Annotated in this window: 24 protein-coding genes and 1 pseudogene; 5 read left to right on the top strand and 20 right to left on the bottom strand. The window is 28.1% G+C overall.

The genetic code is table 11. The annotated features are described in order from the left end of the window. The first annotated feature begins 184 nt into the window (after nucleotides 1-184). A complete protein-coding gene (locus tag ACTG48_RS03735; protein ID WP_021383322.1) occupies nucleotides 185-781 on the top strand; it encodes a GNAT family N-acetyltransferase in 597 nt (198 codons plus the stop codon). Between the two features lie 3 nt (nucleotides 782-784). After that, entirely contained in the window at nucleotides 785-1,297 is a 513-nt protein-coding gene (locus tag ACTG48_RS03730) for a P-loop nucleotide/nucleoside kinase family protein (RefSeq protein WP_021383318.1), read from the top strand. 228 nt (nucleotides 1,298-1,525) lie between these two features. Here the strand turns inward: ACTG48_RS03730 and ACTG48_RS03725 are convergent, their stop codons facing one another. From ACTG48_RS03725 to ACTG48_RS03710, 4 genes are all read right to left on the bottom strand, one after another. Beyond that, nucleotides 1,526-2,716, bottom strand: coding sequence for a permease (locus ACTG48_RS03725; protein ID WP_479918172.1), 1,191 nt, complete (start codon nucleotides 2,714-2,716; stop codon nucleotides 1,526-1,528). Nucleotides 2,717-2,728: 12 nt separating this feature from the next. Next, the gene (locus ACTG48_RS03720) at nucleotides 2,729-4,684 is read right to left on the bottom strand and encodes an alpha/beta hydrolase family protein (RefSeq protein WP_479918171.1); all 1,956 of its coding nucleotides are present in this window, start codon (nucleotides 4,682-4,684) and stop codon (nucleotides 2,729-2,731) included. Between the two features lie 381 nt (nucleotides 4,685-5,065). Further along, entirely contained in the window at nucleotides 5,066-7,102 is a 2,037-nt protein-coding gene (locus ACTG48_RS03715) for an alpha/beta hydrolase family protein (protein WP_021383325.1), read from the bottom strand. Nucleotides 7,103-7,263: 161 nt separating this feature from the next. After that, complete coding sequence (locus ACTG48_RS03710) at nucleotides 7,264-7,914, bottom strand: GntR family transcriptional regulator (RefSeq protein ID WP_479918170.1); 651 nt, start codon at nucleotides 7,912-7,914, stop codon at nucleotides 7,264-7,266. Nucleotides 7,915-8,733: 819 nt separating this feature from the next. On the opposite strand from ACTG48_RS03710, the gene ACTG48_RS03705 reads away from it, so the two are divergent. From ACTG48_RS03705 to ACTG48_RS03695, 3 genes and pseudogenes are all read left to right on the top strand, one after another. Further along, nucleotides 8,734-9,210, top strand: a complete 477-nt coding sequence (locus ACTG48_RS03705) for a GNAT family N-acetyltransferase (protein WP_021383321.1) — start codon at nucleotides 8,734-8,736, stop codon at nucleotides 9,208-9,210. A 131-nt stretch (nucleotides 9,211-9,341) separates the two neighbouring features. After that, nucleotides 9,342-9,929 carry a hypothetical protein gene (locus ACTG48_RS03700; protein ID WP_021383329.1) on the top strand — a complete coding sequence of 196 codons (588 nt, stop codon included), beginning with the start codon at nucleotides 9,342-9,344 and terminating at the stop codon, nucleotides 9,927-9,929. A 12-nt stretch (nucleotides 9,930-9,941) separates the two neighbouring features. Further along, nucleotides 9,942-10,160, top strand: a pseudogene (locus tag ACTG48_RS03695) (CPBP family intramembrane glutamic endopeptidase); the annotation flags it as partial. A 29-nt stretch (nucleotides 10,161-10,189) separates the two neighbouring features. On the opposite strand, the gene ACTG48_RS03690 reads toward ACTG48_RS03695, so the two are convergent. From ACTG48_RS03690 to ACTG48_RS03615, 16 genes are all read right to left on the bottom strand, one after another. Then, nucleotides 10,190-10,360 carry a hypothetical protein gene (locus ACTG48_RS03690; protein ID WP_021383332.1) on the bottom strand — a complete coding sequence of 57 codons (171 nt, stop codon included), beginning with the start codon at nucleotides 10,358-10,360 and terminating at the stop codon, nucleotides 10,190-10,192. A gap of 237 nt (nucleotides 10,361-10,597) precedes the next feature. After that, nucleotides 10,598-11,299 carry a Fic family protein gene (locus ACTG48_RS03685; protein ID WP_021383308.1) on the bottom strand — a complete coding sequence of 234 codons (702 nt, stop codon included), beginning with the start codon at nucleotides 11,297-11,299 and terminating at the stop codon, nucleotides 10,598-10,600. Nucleotides 11,300-11,592: 293 nt separating this feature from the next. Next, on the bottom strand, nucleotides 11,593-12,951 hold the full coding sequence (locus tag ACTG48_RS03680) for an MATE family efflux transporter (protein ID WP_021383313.1): 1,359 nt from the start codon (nucleotides 12,949-12,951) through the stop codon (nucleotides 11,593-11,595). A 289-nt stretch (nucleotides 12,952-13,240) separates the two neighbouring features. Continuing rightward, nucleotides 13,241-14,425, bottom strand: a complete 1,185-nt coding sequence (locus ACTG48_RS03675) for a cation diffusion facilitator family transporter (RefSeq protein ID WP_021383336.1) — start codon at nucleotides 14,423-14,425, stop codon at nucleotides 13,241-13,243. 651 nt (nucleotides 14,426-15,076) lie between these two features. Beyond that, nucleotides 15,077-15,535 (bottom strand): hypothetical protein, encoded by a 459-nt coding sequence (locus ACTG48_RS03670; protein ID WP_479918169.1) that lies wholly within the window; start codon nucleotides 15,533-15,535, stop codon nucleotides 15,077-15,079. Between the two features lie 387 nt (nucleotides 15,536-15,922). Further along, nucleotides 15,923-16,606, bottom strand: a complete 684-nt coding sequence (locus ACTG48_RS03665; protein ID WP_479918168.1) for a TetR/AcrR family transcriptional regulator — start codon at nucleotides 16,604-16,606, stop codon at nucleotides 15,923-15,925. A gap of 305 nt (nucleotides 16,607-16,911) precedes the next feature. Continuing rightward, entirely contained in the window at nucleotides 16,912-17,217 is a 306-nt protein-coding gene (locus tag ACTG48_RS03660) for a hypothetical protein (RefSeq protein ID WP_479918167.1), read from the bottom strand. 239 nt (nucleotides 17,218-17,456) lie between these two features. Beyond that, on the bottom strand, nucleotides 17,457-17,669 hold the full coding sequence (locus tag ACTG48_RS03655; protein WP_079746906.1) for a helix-turn-helix transcriptional regulator: 213 nt from the start codon (nucleotides 17,667-17,669) through the stop codon (nucleotides 17,457-17,459). Next, nucleotides 17,670-18,077, bottom strand: coding sequence for a DUF2178 domain-containing protein (locus tag ACTG48_RS03650; protein ID WP_021383304.1), 408 nt, complete (start codon nucleotides 18,075-18,077; stop codon nucleotides 17,670-17,672). It abuts the gene before it with no gap. Between the two features lie 87 nt (nucleotides 18,078-18,164). Further along, nucleotides 18,165-18,653: a DUF3841 domain-containing protein gene (locus ACTG48_RS03645; protein WP_021383333.1), complete on the bottom strand. Its 489-nt coding sequence runs from the start codon at nucleotides 18,651-18,653 to the stop codon at nucleotides 18,165-18,167. Nucleotides 18,654-18,680: 27 nt separating this feature from the next. After that, nucleotides 18,681-18,815, bottom strand: coding sequence for a hypothetical protein (locus ACTG48_RS03640; RefSeq protein ID WP_479918166.1), 135 nt, complete (start codon nucleotides 18,813-18,815; stop codon nucleotides 18,681-18,683). A 75-nt stretch (nucleotides 18,816-18,890) separates the two neighbouring features. Next, entirely contained in the window at nucleotides 18,891-19,037 is a 147-nt protein-coding gene (locus ACTG48_RS03635) for a MerR family transcriptional regulator (RefSeq protein ID WP_479918165.1), read from the bottom strand. Nucleotides 19,038-19,402: 365 nt separating this feature from the next. Continuing rightward, nucleotides 19,403-19,573 (bottom strand): hypothetical protein, encoded by a 171-nt coding sequence (locus ACTG48_RS03630; protein WP_021383326.1) that lies wholly within the window; start codon nucleotides 19,571-19,573, stop codon nucleotides 19,403-19,405. Nucleotides 19,574-19,924: 351 nt separating this feature from the next. Further along, nucleotides 19,925-20,188, bottom strand: a complete 264-nt coding sequence (locus ACTG48_RS03625; protein WP_479918164.1) for an MATE family efflux transporter — start codon at nucleotides 20,186-20,188, stop codon at nucleotides 19,925-19,927. 431 nt (nucleotides 20,189-20,619) lie between these two features. After that, complete coding sequence (locus ACTG48_RS03620; RefSeq protein ID WP_479918163.1) at nucleotides 20,620-21,237, bottom strand: class I SAM-dependent methyltransferase; 618 nt, start codon at nucleotides 21,235-21,237, stop codon at nucleotides 20,620-20,622. Nucleotides 21,238-21,998: 761 nt separating this feature from the next. Beyond that, nucleotides 21,999-22,889 (bottom strand): SPL family radical SAM protein, encoded by an 891-nt coding sequence (locus ACTG48_RS03615; protein ID WP_479918162.1) that lies wholly within the window; start codon nucleotides 22,887-22,889, stop codon nucleotides 21,999-22,001. Nucleotides 22,890-23,031 lie beyond the last annotated feature (142 nt).

Below are 23,031 nucleotides of genomic sequence, written 5' to 3'. Positions count from 1 at the left end.
TTATAAGCATAGCTTTTATTTCTGTTTAATTATCACTCACTTTATCACCCTTTCACTTTTGATAAATCATGATATAAAAGTGACCTAATCAAAGCATGAAAAATGACTAGGACATGAAATCGTAGTATAATCTATTACAAGAAGTTAGCTGATAAATTTTAATTTTTAAAGGAGAATAAGGAATATGATATTTAAAAATACTCCTGAACTAAAAACAGAAAGACTCATATTAAGAAGGTTTACTGAGAATGACATAGAAGCTTTGTTCAAAATTTACAGTGACAAAGATGTAAATACTTATTTGCCATGCTTTCCCCTTAAATCACTAGAAGAAACAAAGGTGTTTTTTGAAAAAAAGTATGTAGAAGCATATAAAAAGTCTCATGGATATAACTATGCTATTTGCTTAAAAAACGGCAATATACCAATAGGTTATGTCAATGTAAGTATGGATGACAATCATGATTTTGGTTACGGACTGTGTAAAGAATTTTGGCACAAGGGTATTGTAACTGAAGCAAGTAAAGCAGTTGTCGAACAGTTAAAAAGAGATAATTTCCCTTATATTACTGCTACACATGATATTAAAAATCCACGTAGCGGTAATGTAATGAAGCAATTAGGTATGAGCTATCAATATTCTTATGAAGAACAATGGCAACCAAAAGACATATTAGTTACATTTAGAATGTATCAACTGAATCTTGATGGTAAGAATGATAGGGTATATAAAAAGTACTGGGATAATTCAACGGTTCACTTTGTTGAGAGAGGTGTTTAAATTATGATTATTTTAATTGCGGGTGCTTCTCATACTGGAAAAACTTTATTTGCACAGAAAATATTAGAAAAATACAAATATACATATCTATCTATTGACCTATTAAAAATGGGACTTATACGAAGTGGAAATACTAAGTTAACACCAGAAGATGATGAAGAGCTTGTACCTTATCTATGGTCTATCGTTAAAGAAATTATAAAAACAGCTATCGAAAATAATCAGAACCTTGTAGTTGAGGGATGTTATATTCCATTTGATTGGAAAAAAGATTTTGATAGTAAGTATATAAAAGAAATTCAGTATTATTGCCTTATTATGACTAAGAATTATATAGAAAGACATTTTTCAGATATTAAAAAATATGCAAATGCCATTGAAAGTCGATTGGATGATTCATTCTGCACAATGGAATCTACTATTGAAGAAAATACTAAAAATCTACAAATGTGTAAAAAGTATGACTGTGACTATGTCTTAATAGAAGATGAATATACTGTGGATATTAGTTTTTAAGATTATGTTCTTATTAATTTTAAAATATAACGAAATGAAAAAGGAAAAACGGTATAACATAAAGAAGATGTTATACCGTTTTTCCTTAAAAAGACATTCTTACTGTCACAAACTAAGTAAGTATTTATCATAGACTAGCTAATTACTTATCACGAACTAACCAAATATAAAATTTATTTACATCCCAATATTTAATTCCCTCATTTTCTTTTTAATTACAAAATCCATCTACAACATAGGTACCATAATACCAGCCACTACAATGGAAATCATACAAGCCATACCACCAACTACTAACTTAGGCATTATTTTAGACATCAAATATGCTTTTTCTTCTTCCGTTTCTCCAATAGCATTACACACTTCATTTGAAATCAAATATGTAGTTGGGAATCCCAACATCTGACAGAATCCTACTCCAAAAGCAAGAGGCTTAGAACCAATGATTTTCCAACCTGGAAGTACCTTCATCACAAGGAATATCCCAATAATAGAAACTGCGAACATACCTACAATTGGTACAAACAGACTAATTAAATCTCCCAAAGAAACTTTTGCTAAAGAAGGAATAACAGCTGCAAATACAACCATGTTGATAAAACCTTTGATTTTCCCTTTTTCTAAAATATCTTTTGGTACAATACCAATACGAGTTACAAGCACACCAACTATAAGACATACAATAGAATAATTCACATGGATAACCTCTGAAAGCTCATATCCCAAATAAGAAAATATAGCTATAAAAAATATACAAACATTTGTAGAATAATATTTATCATACTTCTCACAGAAAACTTGCTTTACTTTTTCCCCTGTTCCCTCTGCTTCTTTCTTATCATTATCGACATTGGCTAAATCAATCCCCTTTGCCTTTGCTTCATGATACTCTACTAAAAGACGATTTGCTTCTTGTAGTGCAGCTCTGGAAGCAATTGGTGTACCAACAAACTTTTGGATTGCAAATACAACTGTTGCTGTAGCCGCCGCAAGTGTCAATCCTTTTTCTAATGCTGCTTGTGTCATAATAGTAGTAGCAGGTAATGCCCCATTTATAACTGGTATACTTGTCAACACTGTTCCTTTTCCAAATAAAGGAATACAAAGTGAAACACAAACTATAACTGCCACAATTCCAAGCCATGCTGTCAACACAGTTCTCCATTCATCTATAAACTGTCTAACATTCAACATCGTTCCCATACTAAACATAATCATTGGAACACTCCAACTTGCAGCTGCTGTCATACCTGCTCTTTCAATAATATCCCCTGGTATTACCTTTGTAACAAACAGAATCAAAAATAAAAGTAATGTCACAAATACAGCTGAAACCTTTGCTTTTGTTTTACTTGCAATCAAATCCCCAATGGCAAATAAAACTAATACGACACTAAACCATAATAACATATCACTCATAGAATAACCCCCTTATAAATATCTTTCAAACCAATCTACAATGGCATTGGCACGTACAACTCTATTAGATGGTCTTCCGTTTCTAGACAATCCATGTGTATCCCCGTGGAACAAATACATTTCCGTATCTACACCAAGCTGTTTTAATGCAGTGAACATTTGGAAAGTATCTCCCATAAAACATCTATAATCCCTATCGCTATGCAAGAATAAAGTTGGTGTCTTTACATTTTTTACATACTTAATTGGCGAATGGTTCCAAAGAACTTCCTCATGATTCCAAGGTGTTTTATCTCCACAAGTTTGCTTCATAATTCTATCACCAAAGTCAATAATTAAGGAAGCTGTAATCAAGTTGCTAATCCCTCTTTGAGAAGCAACTGCCTTGAAACGGTCTGTATGACCAATTATCCAGTTTGTCATATAACCACCATAACTTCCACCTGCAACACCTAAGCGGTCTGAATCAATTCCAGGATATTTCTCAATGCAAGTATCTACAAATTCCATAATATGGTCATAATCAACATATCCCCATCTTTCTACCATTTCCAAGAATTCTTCACCATAACCATCACCACCATGAGGATTACAATAAATAACGTACATTCCTTTTGCAGTTACACATTGCTTTAAGTGTGTAAACATATAACCATATGCCCATTTAGGTCCACCATGAATGAACAATACAGCAGGATATTTTTCACCTTCTTTGGCATCTATAGGTGGTATAACAAAACCATCAACTTCTTCTTTATTCTTTGCTACAAATGTCAATTTCTCAGGTAGTGAAACCTTATGACTGTCCAAGTATGGTTTAGAGAAAGAAGTCATTTTTTTCATTGCACCTGTAGCCATATCAATGCTATATATTTCTGCCAATTCATAATCTTTCAACATGACTGTGTACATAGTGTTGTCATAAATATCAAAAGATGTAAAAGCATCCACTTTTGTGATGATACGTATATTACCTGTTTTTGTGTCAAACTCATCAAACTCTGTCATAGTTCTACAAATTCTTGCACCAATAAACTTATCTCCTATAACTTTATTACTACGTCCACCACCATATACTGCATCTACGTCCAGTAATGTAGCATACATGCCATCTGGACTAGCAATCATATTCATTTCACCAGTATTCAAGTCAAGCATAAAAATATCATGATTTTGTGTAATAGAACGGTCTAATATAGAAGCTTGTAACATTACTCTATCTTCACCAATATATTTTATTAAGCTGATTTGATATTTTCCTTGTGGTATAAGTTCTCTTGTTTCACCACTATCTACATGGTATTCCCAAAGACCAGAGAAAGGCGTCGCACAATCTTCATAAATCTGACCAGAATATAAAATTCTTTTCTTATCAAGAGAAACATCTATACCTGCTACCTCACAATATTTTGGTGTAATGGCTTTTGTTTCTCTTTCTCCTTCTTGATACAATTCCAATGTTACACGTCTTCTTTGAGAGAAATTTTCCCCATCTCTTATAAAAGGTTTATCTGTAAATGTCCAATAATCTACTCCTTCTACTGCTCTGTCTGGTTCTATTTTTTTAGCATCTGTTGGATTTTTTGTTGTAAATAGCCACAATTTATTTCCAAGTGATATAGGTACACTACAGGCTTTTGGAATAGAAAATGCTTTTTTTGCTTCTCCTCCTTTTATAGAAATAGTGTAAAAATCTGTTGTACCTGCCTTGGGTTTATCTCTTTTAGATGTAAAAAGAAGTTCTGTATTAGAAATCCAGCTAAATGATGTTACATCTTTTGTTTGTGTCATATGTATTTGTTTTTCTGTTTTAGTATCCATAGCATATAAGTCATGTTCATAGCAGTCTTTTTCCTCATTGATATTTGATATAATATAAGCAATATGTTTTCCATCAGGTGAACAAGAAATATCATGTGGAAATATATATTCAAAAATATCTGAACTTTCAATCTTTAGTTTTTCCATTTTTGTATTCTCCTTTCTTTATTTTCCTTTTTTCTGTATTATTTTTTTTAGTTACTATATTTATATAGGAGTATTTTTTAATTCACATTATTATCTTTCCCTATACGTATTATTGACTTTCCTTAATGTACATTATTATCTTTCACTATACATATTATTGAACTTTCCTTAATGTACATTATTATCTTTCACTATACATATTATTGACTTTCCTTAATGTACATTATTATCTTTCACTATACATATTATTGACTTTCCTTAATGTACATTATTATCTTCACTATACATATTATTGACTTTCCTTAATGTACATTATTATCTTTCACTATACATATTAGTGAACTTTCCTTAATGCACACTATTGTCTTTTATTAATACACATTACTTTTCTTCTTTTATGTACATTGAAAACCAATCCATCATTTCAACTAGTCTTTGTAGTTTTTGTTTTGGTCTACCTGAGCGAGATAACTCGTGATTTTCGCCTTCAAAGAGACAAAGTTTTGTAGGGCATCCATGAATTTTTAATGCAGAAAACATTTGGAATGCTTCTTGCATATAGCATCTGTAATCTTTTTCACCATGTAAAAATAAAGTTGGGGTAACACACTTATCGGCATAGGCTAAAGGAGATTGTTTCCATTGCAATTCGTGGTCTTCCATGTGAGAAGCACCTGTTTGTCCTTTGCAGAAATAATAACCAATATCTGTTGTACCTTCCATACCACTCCAGTTTGCAATAGAACGTTGAGCACAAGCAGCAGCAAAACGGTTTGTATGACCAATAATCCAATTTGTCATAAATCCACCATAACTTCCACCTTCCACAGCTAGTTTTGTTTCATCAATGTCTGTGTATTTTTCAAGTACTGTATCTGTAAATTCCATAAAATCTATATAATCAATATCCCCAAACTGTTTTCTAATATCTGCAAAATCATTGCCACGACCTTCAGAGCCCCTTGGATTACAGAAGAAAACAAAGTAACCTTGACTTGCAAATACCTGTATCTCATGCATAAAATATGGTCCATATGTTAGTCTTGGTCCACCATGAATCGCTAATATAGCTGGATATTTTTCCCCTACCTTATAATCTACTGGTTTGTATACATATCCTTGTATTTCCCAGTCAGCACTTCCTTTTGACTCGATATATTCTGGTACAGAAATTTTATATTCATCTAAAATATGGTCATTTAAATGTGTTTTCTTACACAATGCTCCATTTTCTACTGTATAAACTTCAGGTAATCCGTTTTCTGAACAGCCTATACATACAATGTTTCCATCTTTCACATCTATAAAGTCAACTGAACCTGTTTGTGTAACTTTTTCCTGTCTTCCTGTTGGAATATGTATTCTTTCAATAATGCAATCCATATTTACTGTAGAAGTATAATAAATATATTCACCATCTACTTTTGTTGTCTGACCAGCACCTATTTTAATATCAGATGTTACTGTATTTCCAATACAATGATGCTGATGTTCTGAAAGTAACTTCATTTCTTTTGTATCAATATCTATTGTATAAAAATCTCCATTTTCTCCATTCCCATAAGATAAAGCATCAGTTAAATTTAGTATTGCTTGATTTTTATATAATTCAAAACCTTTTACAATATACTTATCTTTTTCTAAGATACAAACATTCTCATTAGTATTTGTATCAAATACATAAACGCCATTTTTTAGACCTTTTACATCTTCAAACTCTTGACCTACATATAAGATTTTGCCATCACTTATTTTCATACCTACAACATTAAACATAGGTGCTGTAATTGGTTTTAAATCTTTTGTGTTGCTGTTGTATAAGTATAGACGTTTTCTTTTTCTACTGATATATCCTTCACCATTGACAGCATAAGGAATTTCTTTGAAATGCTCATAGTGTCTTTTATTATAAGCATTTATTTTTTTCTGTTGCTCTTCTTCTGACAATCCTTCCACAACAGGTCTGTCATTATCATAAGAATCAATAACTGCATACAAACCTTTTCCTATAGGATTTAATTTTCCACCTTTGATAGGGAGTGTAAAAAGTTCTTCTGCTTCTCCGCCATGTAAGTATAAAGTGTAATAACTCATACATTGCTTACCATTTTTGATAGCTTCTTTTACTTTTTCATTTCTTAAAGCAGGAAACACAATAGTATTTTCATCTTCCCAAGCATATGCTCCTACAGAGTTTATAGATGTTATTTGTTTTAGTTCACCACTCTTATTGTCTAACACATAAATTTGGCTTGTGTAACCATTCTCTTTGATATCAGCTTTTTTTACAACTAATGCTGTATAGCCTCCATCTGGTGACAACTGGCAATCACTCACAAATTGATATTCCAAAAATGTTTCACTTGTAAATAGCTTCTTCATAGTCTTTTCTATCCTTTCTGTAATAATTTTATTCAAACTCCCTACCACCTCTTTCATTTTTTATTTTAAATTTAAAATAAAAAATTTTAAATTTAAAATAAAAAATTTTATAAAGGCTATTTTTTTAGGAAGCCTTATGGCTTCCCTGTAATATTTCTGATTTACACTATATAAATATATAGAAACCTCGAAATACATTATTCATCTTCACAGAATCGTTTAATAGTTCCTTGAATATGATTTCTTAATTTCTCCACTGCTTTTTTTGTATCTCTGCTTTCAATAAATTTCAATATTTCAAAATGGTCTTGCACTGTTCCTTCGTAGTTACGATTTTTTAATGGGCGTATCAGATAATTTACTACTACAAATCTTCCTTGTATACCAACATATACATCATTTAAAATCTCATTATTAGCACCTTCAACAATAGCTTTATGTAATTTTAAATCTGTAAGTGCAAGTTCTACAGATTTTTCTTGTTTATAGAACTCTTCACATTTATCAGAATATCTTTTTATCACTTCTAGCTTTTGTTGGAATACCTCTTCTTCCTCTTGCATCATTTTTTCTAGAGCATATGTTTCAATCAGTGTTCTTGTTTCACAAACTTGCTTTACCATATCGTATTCATACTCTGGTACATATACTTTACCATTTGTCATAATAGTAAGCACACCATCTTTATTTAACATTTTTACTGCTTGTACTACTGGTGTTCTGCTTACTTCAAATTTTTCACAAAGGTCATTTAGTAATATTTTTTGACCTACAGAGTATTCGCCACGAATAAGACTTTCAATAATCTTATGATATAAAATTTCATCTAAATTTGATTTTACTTTCACTACTATCACCTTATTTCTATTCTTTTGCCATATTATAATAAAACCATAATTTTTAAAATATCATTAGACAAATTAAACTATAAAAGCTTATTATGTCTTAATAACTGGAATAATATGTTACAAAAAGTATAGCATCTTTTTATTCTTTCCGCAATAAATAAAAAATAAAAAATTTTAAATTTAAAATTTTTTATTTTTTCACTTCTTTGGATAATAGTAAAAAAGTATAATAATAGTTAAGTTGTCTTACATTTCTATTTTTAATTTGGATTTTTAATATATTCAGATTACTGTTAATATATTTTAAATCTTATACTATATAAGTTTTATATTTATGATTTTTATCGTTTTATTAATAGAATTTGTAGTTATTAGTTTATTAATAGCATTATCATTTTTTATTATGTATTTATCTTAGTCCATTTCATTTAAGGGAGAGTTTGTATTTGTTTTATATGTACATTAATAATCACTCAAATTTATTTTACTTTATATAATCAGTTATTCCTAATCTGTTTCCAAATGGGTCTTCAAATTTAATAGCATTTCCTGTTCCAATTTTAAATGGTTCAGATAAGAAATATATAGAAATAATGGTGAATAAAAAGAAAGGATGATATGAGACTATGTTTCTATAACCTAAATCTAAAATTACACTTAAATAAGTCTTTGCTCATTTTAATATTTTTATTTGATTTTCTGATGAAAATTTTTTATAATAAAAACTTGTAAGTTATGATTATACTCTACTTTAAGTCTACATACAAAAGAAAAATAGATACATAAATATTAAAATTTGCTTTGAAATTAGGAGGATATATGAAACTAAATAAAGCTATATTTACAGAAGAACATGCTATAGAAGTTACTAATTGGAAATATGAAGGGGAATATTCAATATACAATCTACCTTCATGGGATGAGATTAAAAAGAATAATTTCTCACTAACAAAAGAAGATAAAAGAAAAAATTTTATAAGTTTTATAGATGACAATAAAGAATTGATAGGTTTTATAAACTTATTAGATAAAGGAAGCTCTGTATTCTTTGGCATTGGTATAAAGCCAGATTATTGTGGAATGGGAATTGGTAAAGCAATAATTAGTTTAGGCTTAGAAGAATGTAGAAATAAATATAGTACTAAACCTATTGTATTAGAAGTAAGAACCTGGAATACGAGAGCTGTAAAATGTTATGAGTCTCAAGGATTTAAAATAGTTGAGACTAAGATACAAAAAACGTACTTAGGGGATGGAGAATTTTTTGTTATGAGGTATCAAGAGTTTCAAAATTAAGTGACCTATTTTTACAACTCTAAGATACTGAATATCTAACAAATTCTTTTAAATTCATTATATATTTTTATTTCTAGGTGAAATCTGCTACTATATATATAATTATAAAGTTTAAGATAAGGAGAATTAATATGTCAAATGATATTAAATTAATAAAAAAAGAAATAAATTATTTTTTATTAATAAACTTTTTACTAATTGCTTTTATATCTATATTTTTATTTTTATCAGTATCAAAACCAAATAATAGCGAATTTATATCAAACTTTTCATTATTATTTATGTATATTCCTGCATTTTCTGCTATTGTTGTCCTAAAAAGAGTTTCTAATTATAAGTTTAATTCAACAGTGGATAAATTTTTAAAGTTTTTTGCTATAGTTACAGTTGTGAGAATAGTAATACCTATAGCTGAAATATTTTTAATTAATAACAGTATTATTTCTGCAACAATAGATACATTAACATCTTTTTATCTTCTAGCTGTTGTTCTTTACAATGAATCTCAATTTGAAGTTTTAAATTTATCTTTAGGTAAAAATTTTAAAAAGGTTTTAAGTGTGATATTAATATTCTTGATATTAATTATAGTTAGAATTATTATTAGTAATGAAAATTTATCAATTGATATTATCAATAAATTTCTTATAGCATTTGTAAATATAATTATAAATTTATGTTTGGGTTTTAATTTATTTTTTGGAGAAGAATTTGGATGAAGATACTTTCTTCAACCTAGACTACAAAAGATTTATGGAAAAAAATTTGGTGTAATAGTTTTAGGTTTTATATGGGGAATTTGGCATTTGCCCCTTTGTATTACTTTGTACAGTCCGGAAACTCCATTTTATTGTGTTATTTCCCATATATCATATTGTACCTTTATAGGAATATTTTTAGGATATACTTATCTGAAGACCAAAAACCTTTGGGCACCAATATTAATCCACTTAGTAAATAACAATGTTTATGTTATACTTCAAGGAGGTAACGAATCTATATTTACATTAGAATCACTATTTTGGAGTATTGTAGTTGATGCTATATTGTTTTTGCCATTCTTATTTACTAAAGAGTACAAAACTAATAACCCTGATGAAAGTTCTAAATAGTCTATAAATATGCTTTTTCCGATATTTAATTTTTCCATTATTTTTATTACTGTATTCTCATTTTTTAAATATGATTCGATTGCTTTAAATTTTTGCTCTGATTATACCTTAGTTTTGAACATAGCAAAACCCTCTTAGCTTTAGACAGTTTTATATATTTTAATGTCTACTAAGAGGGGGGCATATTTCATGATAAGAATGTCTAAGAACTTAATGTTAAATTTCTTAAGAAAAATATAATTATATAAAAAGTCATCATTTTTTACTATAAACAACTATTTCCATAATATTTTATATGCTTCTCTAAAATCTTCTAAACTTGATAGATATTCAATCAAAGGTTCATAATTCCCTATGCTACATGAATTTAAGGAACTTCTATATAAATCTTCACTATCCCAAGATACAATTTTTATAGGAAGATTATTTTCTAGCATCTGTTTTAACATAACGAATCTACCTATGCGACCATTACCATCTTGAAATGGATGTATCAATTCAAATCTATAATGGAATTCAGCTATAACTTTAATAGTTATTTCATTTTGATTGTAGTACCATTCAATTAACTCATCAAGCTTTGGTTCTACTTCAAATGGCTGTGCTATATTTACATCAGTTCCTAGTATCATATTTGGTATAGTTTTATATATACCAGCCATCCCTCTAGAATGTAAAGTTGTATTAAACATTAAACTTGAATGTAAATTTCTTAAGAAACTATGTGTTATTTTTTCTTTCAATGAATCAATTATTGCGTCAAATGCATAGCTAGAATTAACAGTTTCTTGTACGTCATCTAAGGTATGTCTTCCTGTAACGACATTCTTATCAAGCAAAAGTGCTAGTGCCTCTGTAGTAAAAGTACTACCCTCTATCTTATTGGAATGATAAAGGAAATGATGTTTTAATACACTATAAAGTGAGTTTTTAAGTTCTTTTGTCTCAAGCAATTTATCTAAAAATGTATTGTTCATGTTATCACCTCAATTATTTTGATATTTTTAAATCATTATGTAATTTTATAATAGTTATTTTGAGGTATACAAGATTAGAATTTATGAGCAGTTTGGAATTTTATTATAGTCATAATTTATAAGAATGGTCTATCATTTTATAACTTATTTAATGATTATCCACTTATTCCACCCATATTTACTTTCAATACCCCTCCATTTTCTACTCAATTTACTAATAAATATATACAGCAAATTTCATAACTCATATCCCTCTTATTATATCACTTTACACAACATCTCATCGCAATATTCTATATTCTTTCTACTGACAAAGCTCTTATCTCTTTCTTCAATTTCACTGCCAGAATTGCAGCAGATATAACCATAAACAAATCAGCAATCGGTTGAGCAAAAATCACGCCATTAATCCCCATAATTGATGGCAACAATAATATAGTCGGTATAAAAAACAACCCTTGTCTACTTACACTAAGAAAAGCACCTTCTTTTGCTTTCCCAAGTGCAAGAAATAGTATAGAATAAACTGTACCAAATCCAAAGAAAATAAACATTACACTACTTATTCTAAGAGCAAATGTACCAATTTCTATTACAGAATTATCATTGGTTGAAAACAAAGATATAATAGGTTCTGGAAATATAATTAAAACTAATGACATCAATAAACAAAAAGTAGTTGTCCACTTTAAAGTAGTACTTATAGCCTCGTTTAATCTCATATATTGCTTAGCTCCATAACTATATCCAGCTATTGGTTGAAATCCTTTTTCAAAACCAAACACTGCATAAGAACCCATTGACATTATACGTGTAACAATTCCCATAGCTGCTATTGCTGAATCTCCATAACCTTGAGCACCTTTATTGGTAAGCCCTATAGCTACACTTGTTAAAATCTGAAATACAAGAGTTGGTATCCCTACTTTAAGTATTTGTAAGTAAATTTCACGTTCAAATCTAAACTCCCTTATAGAAAAATTGAAAATACTTTTTTTCATTAATAGATAAACTACATACATTAAACTAGTTATTGCCTGTGCTATGGCAGTTGCAACTGCTGCACCTGAGATACCCATATCTAATCCATATATACAAATAGGTGCTAATACCAAGTTTAATCCTGCTCCTAATAACATGCTTATCATAGATATTTTGGTTGACCCCTCACTGGTTGCTATATTGTTCATAGTTACATTGAATACATTAAAAATTGAACTTGCTACATAAATCACTGCATACTGTTTTGCATATGGAAAAATGGTATCCGTAGCTCCTAGTGCAAATATGATTTTGTCAATGAAACACTCAATCAATACAATTGAGATTATACCAATAAATATACTTGAATACAGTGCAGTTGATGCTGCATGATTAGCTTGTGAATTATTTCCTTCTCCTAATAATCTGGACAAGTATGATGATACTCCTCCACCAAATAATAGTGCTATCCCGACGATTACTTGTCCAAGTGGGAATGCAATTGAAACAGCTCCCATCTGACTAGTACCAAGCCCCCCAACAAAATAAGCATCTACTAAATTATAGAATCCTGTAACTAGCATACCAATCATTGTTGGGATTCCCATTTTTAATAAAAGTTTTTTTATAGGTGTCTCTTTAAGTAGTTTTATACGTTGTTCGTTATCCATGATAAATCCTCCTTCTAAATGTTCTTTTATGTAGTTTATATAACTATCATTTGATTTAACTTACACAATTCTTATTTAAGCTAACTTACACAATTCTTATTTATTCTAACTTATACAATTCTTATTTAAGCTAACTTATACAATCCTTATTTAATCTAACTTATACAATTCTTTTTTAAGCTAACTTATACAATTCTTTTTTAATCTAAGTAAACATTCATATAAAAGCGATAATAATAAAATTCTCTAATTAAACTCATATATAAGCCTTCTTATTCTAAAGGATACTTTAAATGTAAGTTTTCTTATTCTTACGTGAAATAACAAGTCTAATCATTACATGATAGCTCCCATCCACTGGAGCAACAGCCTTCTCCATTACTTTTCTAATTTCACTTTCAATCTTTTGAAGTTTATTTGACCCTGCAATTACTAAAATCACATTTGTATGCAGACCAGACTTGATTATACGCAAGTCATTTATTGTGGCATATGAATCAATTTTATGTATTTCTTTTGTAGCTCTTTTAAATATCTCATCAACTATAATTTGGTCTGTAACTAAAAAATCTGTCTGTATGGTAGCATTACATCCCATATCAATATAAAGTCTATAAGAGATTTCATTCGCAACATCATTTAAAACGCTACTGCCTATACCCTCTTTGCCTTCAATGTGCATTGAAATTACAAAATGACCAAGCCCATAATCATGGATAATCAAGTCATTTATCCCTTGTACTTCCTCATACTGCATTGCTATTTTAGTTATTTCATCTACCATTTCTTTATCTGGAGATTTTCCTAATAATCTTCCTCCTATCTCAAACATAGATTTCATACCTGAAACAATGATAAATACAGATACCAATAATCCACACCAGCCATCAATCGCCCATCCTGTAAAATACTCTGTAAGTAAAGATATTACTATTGCTGTTGTTGCAACCATATCACTGATACAGTCTATGGCTGTTGCTTTCATTGCAGTAGAATCAATTTTCTTTGCGATTTTTTTATTGTAAAAAAACATATATAGCTTAACGATTATAGAGCAAATAAGAATAAAAAGAATTGTAAAACTGAATTCTATACTTTTAGGTGAAATGATTGATACAACTGAATTTCGAGCTAATGTGCTTCCCATAATAATTACAGCAATTGAATACAAAACTCCCATAAACCATTCATATCTTCCATGACCAAAGATATGATTTTCACCTGCCCCAATCCCTGCAATACAAAAGCCTATGAATGAAGCAAAAGAAGTACCTGCATCAGCTAAATTGTTGAATCCATCTGTAATAATTGCTGTTGAGCCACTTACAGTTCCACACAATAATTTAACCATAAACAATAGAATATTTAAGAATATGCCTACACTGCTACAAAGCTTTGCATAAGCCTGACGCACTATTGGAGATGATATATTTTCTTTATCTTTTATACACAATCTAGCTAATAATGATATCATTTATACTCCTACCTTTCTTTACATGTGTTTTTTTGATTAGTCATTTTACATGATGAATAACTTTTTTTCATTAACCAAATAATTATTTATTTTGCACGATTAATAACTTTTTTCATTAATCAACTAACCAACTATTCAATTCAGTGAATAAATTCATTCATTAATGTAGTTCAATAATAAATCAATTTTTTTAATTTGTCAACAAGGAATGAATAAATTCACTCACAAAGATATTTTATATCACTTTTTTATTTATTAAATGGCTCAAATAGATACAGGGTAAATGTTTGATTATACATCTTTAAAACACTTAAATAGGCATAAAACAGTAGGCAATCTCATAGATATAACGACTAAATGAAAAATATAAAATTTAAATAAAAAAATAGTTACTGTTTTAAAATAAAATACAGATGATTAAATTAGATACAATGAAACAGTTAATCTTATAACTCTTAACTACTAAATTAAACTAAAAAAGAGAGTGTCTCAAAATGAACTGTTTAGTTAATGAGGCACTCTTTTTTGTATTAAATCAAATATATTTTTATCATTTCAACAACGAAAAAGAGGCTTATCTCTATTCTGAGATAGCCCCTTTAAAAATCGGAATTTTAGATTTTGATGATTAACATTTGATTATAACTCTTATTATAATGTAATTGTTAACCTTTCAAACGCAGACTTTGCCTCTTTTTCTCCAGACAAGCTACCTATTACTACACCTGTATTTGAGTCTTTGACCCAAAGAACAAAGTTATTTTCTGTACCTGCTTCACCCTCAAATTCATAAAAGAAATACTTATTTTCATCTTTCTCTTTATCTTCAAGAACCTTTACTCCTTTATCAGTCTTTATACTTTGATACTTTTCATAACCCTCTTTTGTAGTAAATATTCCTTGTAATACCTCTTCATCGCCCTTTTTCACAGTAAACTTTCCATCTTTCTGTGTCAATGAATATCCATCCGAGGTGTCTAATCTTACCTTTATCTTATCACCAGTTTCAACCTCAAATGTATATGACATTGAAGAGCCAGAACAAGAAGTTAACATTATAGTAAATAAAAACATCAAAAACAAAAGCTGTATCTTTTTATGTAATTTCATATTATACTTACCCTTCCATTAGAATAAATCTAAATTATTTTTAAAAATTTGAACTGTATAAAATCTAAAAATATCTTTATCTATCCTAATATTTATTTTATTAATAAAACAGACTTTAAAAACTTTCTCTATTAGTTTTGTACATCCTACTTATTTAAAATAACTTGCTTAAGTGTAAAATTTAGTAAGAATATACTCTGACTATATTTGATTTTATAGCAAAAATATCGTTACAATTATAGTATCTTTTTCCAAATTCCGATTTGGTTGTATTGTAGCATACTCATATAGTAAAGTCATTTTTTTATCTTAAAATATACTCCTAAGCAAATAATTTATCAATATTTCACACTACTTAATTATAACTTATAACTAAAATATAAGGGTCTACAAATTAATCCATCCCTCACCAATCTTATCTATATCTTCAATTTTTAAGGTACAGATAAACGCATCTTTCATGAAGTTAAGGAAGGATACTATATACTCTTTAATATTTTCGTTTGGCATCTCTTCATGAAAAGTATGGATAATACCAAACACCAAAAACTTAGTATCAAGAGTCACATTTGTACAGTGAAATACGTTTTCTCTTACACCCTGCTCTATAATTGGAATCATAACATCAACCAGTTGCTTAGCAACATTGTCTAGTCTACTTGCCCTTATCTCAGAATTTTCATTATACCTTGCTTCAAATTCATGGTGCTTCATTTCATATTCAAACATACGTTTTATGATAGTATTCAACTTATCAATTGCAGGTAAATCCTCTGATATAGGGATTTGTATTTGCTCCACAGCCTTCATTGCATAGTATTCTGAAGTAGCGGCAAATATTTCTATTTTAGATTTAAAATAGCGATAACATAGCCCTTGCGAAACATTCATTTTTTCTGCTATGTCTTGAATAGTTGTATTTTCAAACCCTTTTTCAGAAAATAATTCTAAAGCAGTTTCAATTATTTCTTGCTTTCTCTCTTGAGGTTCTTTTGATATTCGTGTACGTTGTTTATTATTTATTTCTTCATGATTTATATTACTATCTATTATCTTTTTTGTTTTAGCCATAATAATACTCCTTTTAAATTAATCTTATATCCAGTGAATGAATTCATTATCTCTTATCTTAACATTCTTGTCAAGATTCTTAGGAGTTTAGACATAAGAATTCGCATGTTGTCTAGTATATTTTATCCTATAGAATATATTATAACTTTCATTTCTAAAAATTATATTATACATAAAAAAGAAACCACATTCTAGTTTTATACAGAACATAGTTTCTCTAAAAATAATCAAATTTGGATTTGAAATAACCAAAAACAAAACTTTACATGTTTTTAATCTTCCAATTTTTATAGTAGATAATTTAGTTAATTAACTCTTAAATGTTTATCTTCTTTAACAAATTTTCTTCTTATTAAGAAATATGCAACTATTACAACAAGTTCTATAGCTAAAAACATGCCATAAGTGGCTATAGAATCTATGCTCTCTATGCCATTTCTAAAGAAAATTAAAGCCACTCCTGCTGCTAGAATACCTACAGCATTTTTTCTTACAGCATTTTGACCAAATCCATAAAAAGAAGGTAAATTTCCCTTTATCTCAATGAATGTCAAAATTAATCCAATAGCTATAAACAATACTCCTACAACTTCCATAATCATACTAGGCATTTTACATCCTCCTTATTAGAAAATTAACTACTACTATAAAAATATTCATTATTTTTATAATTATATTATATATGTGACTAGATAATTTTGGAAGTATATTTAAAATTAAATTTATATTTTATTTTATCCAATTTCTTGTAGCAAAACTTCTCTAATTGTCATATGAATCTTAATACAGATTTTCAACTTTATAAAACCGTTCATTTTCTAATGTACAAGCAACCTGCAAAATTTAAATACTATTCTCCTTCAACAAACTCAAATAGCTCTTCCACAGTTGTATTAAATATCTTAGCAATATCCATTGCCAATTTTAAAGAAGGATTATAACGACCATTTTCTAAATGTACGATAGTTTCACGTCTTACCCCTACTGACTTTGCAAGTTCGCCTTGTGTCATAAGATGCTTTTCTCTATAGTATTTAATTTTTGTCTTTAACGATACTGACACCTAATTGTATATCCCCTTTCTATCAAAATATATAAATAAAAATAACTTTAACAAAGATTGAATAAACAAAATAACTAATAAAAACATCCCTAAATTTAAATTCGATACATTTATATCCAGTGTTGCAAGGGATACAGAGATTATAACCATAGAATAAAACAATACTTTTATCGCAATCCCATTAACTCTTGATAGTATGTATTTAGATGCTTCATCGACCAAATCATCATTCTTTTGGTCATAAATCCATTGACATACTACAGCTACTACCCAAATAATTATAGGAATATACTCAATATTACTTCCTTTAAAAAAATACTTGTTTACCAACGTTGCTCCAAGACAATAGGCAACTGCTATTGTTTCTGAAATAAGTGTTGATTTAATACCAATTTGTTGTTTAGACATATAAAATCACCCCTTAAAAAAGTTATATATTTATAACACCTCTTGTTATAAATATATAACTTTTTGGAATAAATTTCAATATAAATATCATTTTGCAACAAATTCTTTTATTAATTTGACATTAGATAGGGAAACTTTAGATGTTACTCCTTGAAGAGTCAAGTCTTCTATACTCACTTCATTTAATTTTGAGCATAATTCCAAGTCAAATATTCTTTGCCAACTTGCCTCCTTTTCAATCTGTTCATCTTCATAAAGCTCTACAGCAATATCCATTAAAGGTAAATGCCATAAATCAAAATCAGATAACAATACATTATCTTTGCTTATTTCAATTTCGAGTAAAACACCTCTCGTACCTTTTTCTAAGTATGCACTACATCTTAAATCAGGTCTATTCAACCAAACCCATATCATACTATCATCAAATTTAGGTATTCTATTTATCATTTGAGTATACATCCATTTATATGGAATATCAAAACCTTCTAATATAAGAGAATAATTATTTAATAGATATTTATTATTTTTATTGTTATTCCAAAACTCTAAAGTCTGTATAGTATAAAACTTCATATATAATACAACTCCTTTTCAATATTGTTATACTATTTGATTATACATACTTTTTAAAAATATAAATATATCTAATTCTTTTTTAATTGTATGAATGTAGTCAAAAGTACGATGTTTACCAATTCCCGAACTTCTGCTAACAGCTGACTTGATAACCATCATACCAGCATTTCATATAATACTATTTGTAAATTGATATCCAAATATATATCTACAGATTTTCAACTACAATATATGTTATTCTCCAAACTCATGATAGTTATTTTCTTTTCGTTTAGCTTTTGAAATATATACAACCTCTTCATAAAACCTAATAGTATTTGAATTAATATTAAATATCCTTGCTAATTCAATGGGTTTGTATTTTTTCAATTTTAACCTCATAAGAATCTTTATTTAATTTATAGATATTTTTTATACTCATAAGTAACCTAAATGCTTTTGTTTTATTGATAAATACTTTTATAATCATAACTAACTTAAATATTTTTGTTTTATTTATATATCCTTTGATACTTATAACTAACTCAAATATTTTTGTTTTATTTATATATTCTTTGATACTTATAACTAACTCAAATATTTTTGTTTTATTTATACATTCTTTAGTACTTATAACTAGTTTTAAAATTTATTTCTGTTTTAAACCATTGCTGGTAAATTACAAAATGTAAAAGCGAACAAATAGATTGTTCGCCTTTACATTTACTTTCTTAAATTTAATAATATCAACTATTTATTATCTCAATCTACATATATCTAGCCCAATAATAAATCACATATATCCAACTCATTAGACCGTGGAAAATAGCCCACGGGATAGACTTCCATGCAGTATAAGAAATAATCATTGCTAAACAAGAGCCAAAAGAAATTCCTTTTTTAACAGTCGACTTTATAGCATTATTATTTGATTCCATAACTATTCCTCCAAAACTCAAAATAAACAAATTATCATATAACTTATCTGAATTTAACACAATGTAATCGTTGCTAACTAAATTATATTCTTATTATACATAATTTATAAATTATAATTCCAATAACTATATAAATAAAATTAAATTTATATAATTATCTATTTATAAATACATTATACACTTATATACTTTGTTTTTGTAGAAATAAAAATGAGACAAGTACTTTGAGAGATTAAAGTAGCAATAGAAGCTCCTTGAAATCCAGTAATATTTTTTAAAAAAGGGTCAAGTACAGCATTCAATATTGTACATACTAGCATTGCAACTGCCTGAAACACAGTATTGCCAAAACTACGTAATACAACAGTAAAGATATAATGCAATATACCCAAGTAAATATATTGATAAATAGCTATATTCCAATGAATATGTTTCTGTTGGAGTATTTAATATTCTCAATAGAAATGGTAATGAAAATTCACTAATCACAGTAACTATTAATGCAAATATTACTGATGTCAATAATGAAGTGGAAATCAAGCTTTCTATTTTGTCGTTCTCTTTTGCACCAATAGCTTGAGAAATTAAAATTGAAATACCATTTGTAGCTCCCATAGCTATTGAAGTTAGAATTAAAATTATTGGCGTTTAAATTGTAAGTGTTGCCATAGCAGTCTCACCTAATAAATTCCCAATCCATATACTATCCACTAGATTATAAGCCATGTTCAAAAACATAGCTACTATCAGTTATAAAGACATCTTTACAAGGCATTTTTTTGTATCTCCTGATATAAAATCAGTTTTTGTACCCATATCACCCTTTCATGAATGAATATCATTCATTTATAAACCAAAAAAATATTCATTATTTAATTTATTATTTTTTTAATATCTACTCTATCTCTATACTTATCTTTATTTCCATTTTAATGACATCTACTCCACCTCTATACTTATCTTTATTTCTATTTTAATGACATCTACCCCACCTCTATACCTATCTTTATTTCCATTTTAATGACATCTACTCTATCTCAATAACATTAATACTTTTTATTTTTAGCTGTTACAATATATGATGTATGATTTACATTCTTCCACACAATATCATTAAAATCTACAGATAACAATTCGCTTATTTCTTTTTCTGAGTACATTTTTACATCTCCATCTTTACTGTACTTCATAAAGACATTCATTATATCTCTAAGTAAAAATGGTTGCCAACAATCACAAATTATTAAAACCCCTTTTGGTTTCAATACTCTGCTTAGTTCTGATAATACTCTATCTGGTCTAGGATAATGATGAAAAGAATCATTACAGTACACAACATCAAAAAAATCATTTTCAAATGGAAGGTACTCAGAATCTCCTAAAATTAAAGTAGCACTTTCTTTTAATTTATCTCTTGCTACTTTCAACATGTTTTCAGAAATATCAATTCCATATGCCTTCTTTTTACAATCTTTTTTTAAAATCGCTTGTAGTACAGCTCCTGTTCCACACCCTAAATCTAAAATAGTGTCATATGAAATTTTTGAAAGCTCTTCAAGTAATGTTGGATAAAGATTTCTCGCATGTTGTCCCTTTATATCTTTGTCATAAGTATTTGCTTGATTATTAAATGCTTGTTTTGATTTTGTTTTTATATCTTTCATGTTCAAACCCCCTTATTCTTGCTCATAGTATAGCACATGACTTTTTTTATGTCAATGAATGATATTCATTCATTGTTTTGCTTTACTTTATTTTTGTCTATATTTTATGTTTATCTATATTTTATGTTTATCTTCATTATATTTTAGGTCATTATGACCTTTTTATTTTTTAAAAGTCAATTTGACCCTAATAATTTTCTATTTATTTTATCTATTATAATTATTTCTTATTTGTCTTGTCTATTATAATCTTTTTATTTATCTTATCTATTATAATTATTTCTTATTTATCTTATCTATTATAATTTTTTTATTTATCTCATCCATAATCTAAATCTTCACTGACTTAAATCTTCACCAATAAAACAAAGTATTATGATAAATACTCACATCTATCACAATACTTTATTTTGCTATCTATTTAAAACTAATATACCAATATACAAAATAGTCACTAACCTTATACATATTAAATTAAACTCAATAAACTTATACCATAACATCATTATATCTATCTAAAGATACTGTCTTATCTGAAAATAGTATGATAAATACAGCATATCAAAAGGTCAATTTGACCTTTTTTGTTTTTTCTCTAGTTTTTCTTTCTATCATCAATCTTCTCCTCGTTTTATGTAGACCCTTATTCTAACAAACTTATATAATCCTTATACAATACATATATAGTTTATTTTAACCATAATATTTGATACTGCTTATCTTTAAAATATAAACGCTATTATATCTATCTAAAATCAACCTTAGAAAAATTTTATTTGAGTATATGATTCAGACCTCTTGTAAGCTTTTATAATATCTTTCATATTCGTCAAAATACCATAACGTCTACATTCTTCATTTAATAACTTTTCACAATAATCTTTATTTGGAATATTACATACATAGTTCAGACCATATATTTTTTGATACTTAAGTGCTAATTCTGGAGATATATTTTTTAAATGCTTATAAAAAAACTCTCTCTGACCACTACGCATTGTCACTCCATACATACAATAAATAAATTTTGCATTAGCCTTATATGCTTTCTCCACAATCGCTCGTATTTCATCTTTATTATCAGTCAAAAATGGTAACATCGGAGTCAATAATATACCACAAAAAATTCCGGCATCATTAAGTTCCTTTACTGCTTCAAATCGTACAGAACTTGGATTTACGTTGGGTTCTATTTTTTTTGATAACTCATCATTTGCCGTGGTTATAGTTACCTTTACAATAGCAGAATTATTTGTTTTGATTTTCTGTAAAATAGGTATATCCCTAACTACTAAGCTACTTTTGGTATCAATAGAAACACCAAAATAATTTTCTGCAATTAGATTCAATGCTTGTTTAGTAATACAAAGCTCCTTTTCAAAAGGATTATATGTATCAGACATGGAACCAATACCTACTACCCCTTTTTTCCTTTTTGAACGCAATTCTTTACTTAAAATTTCTATCACATTTTCCTTATATCTAACTTGGTCAAAATTTTCTATGTTGTATATTGTACTACGACTATCACAGTATATACATCCATGAGAACAACCACGATAGAGATTCATATTATAATCAATTCCAAACCATCTTGTATTTTCAAATTTAACTTTTTGTAAAATTTGTTTTGCTGGTATACTCTCAATCATTCTCTTATACCTGATTCCTTTATATAATTTTTTAATATAAAAACCATAGTAGTTTTCAGATTATCTTTTATAAGTTATTAAACATACACTAATAATTTCCTGCTAATTTTTTGTAGTAGTTACTGTCTTTTTACTCAATTAA

The sequence above is a fragment of the Clostridioides sp. LIBA-6822 genome (assembly GCF_056688955.1).
This window is presented reverse-complemented; position numbering and strand designations above follow the sequence as displayed.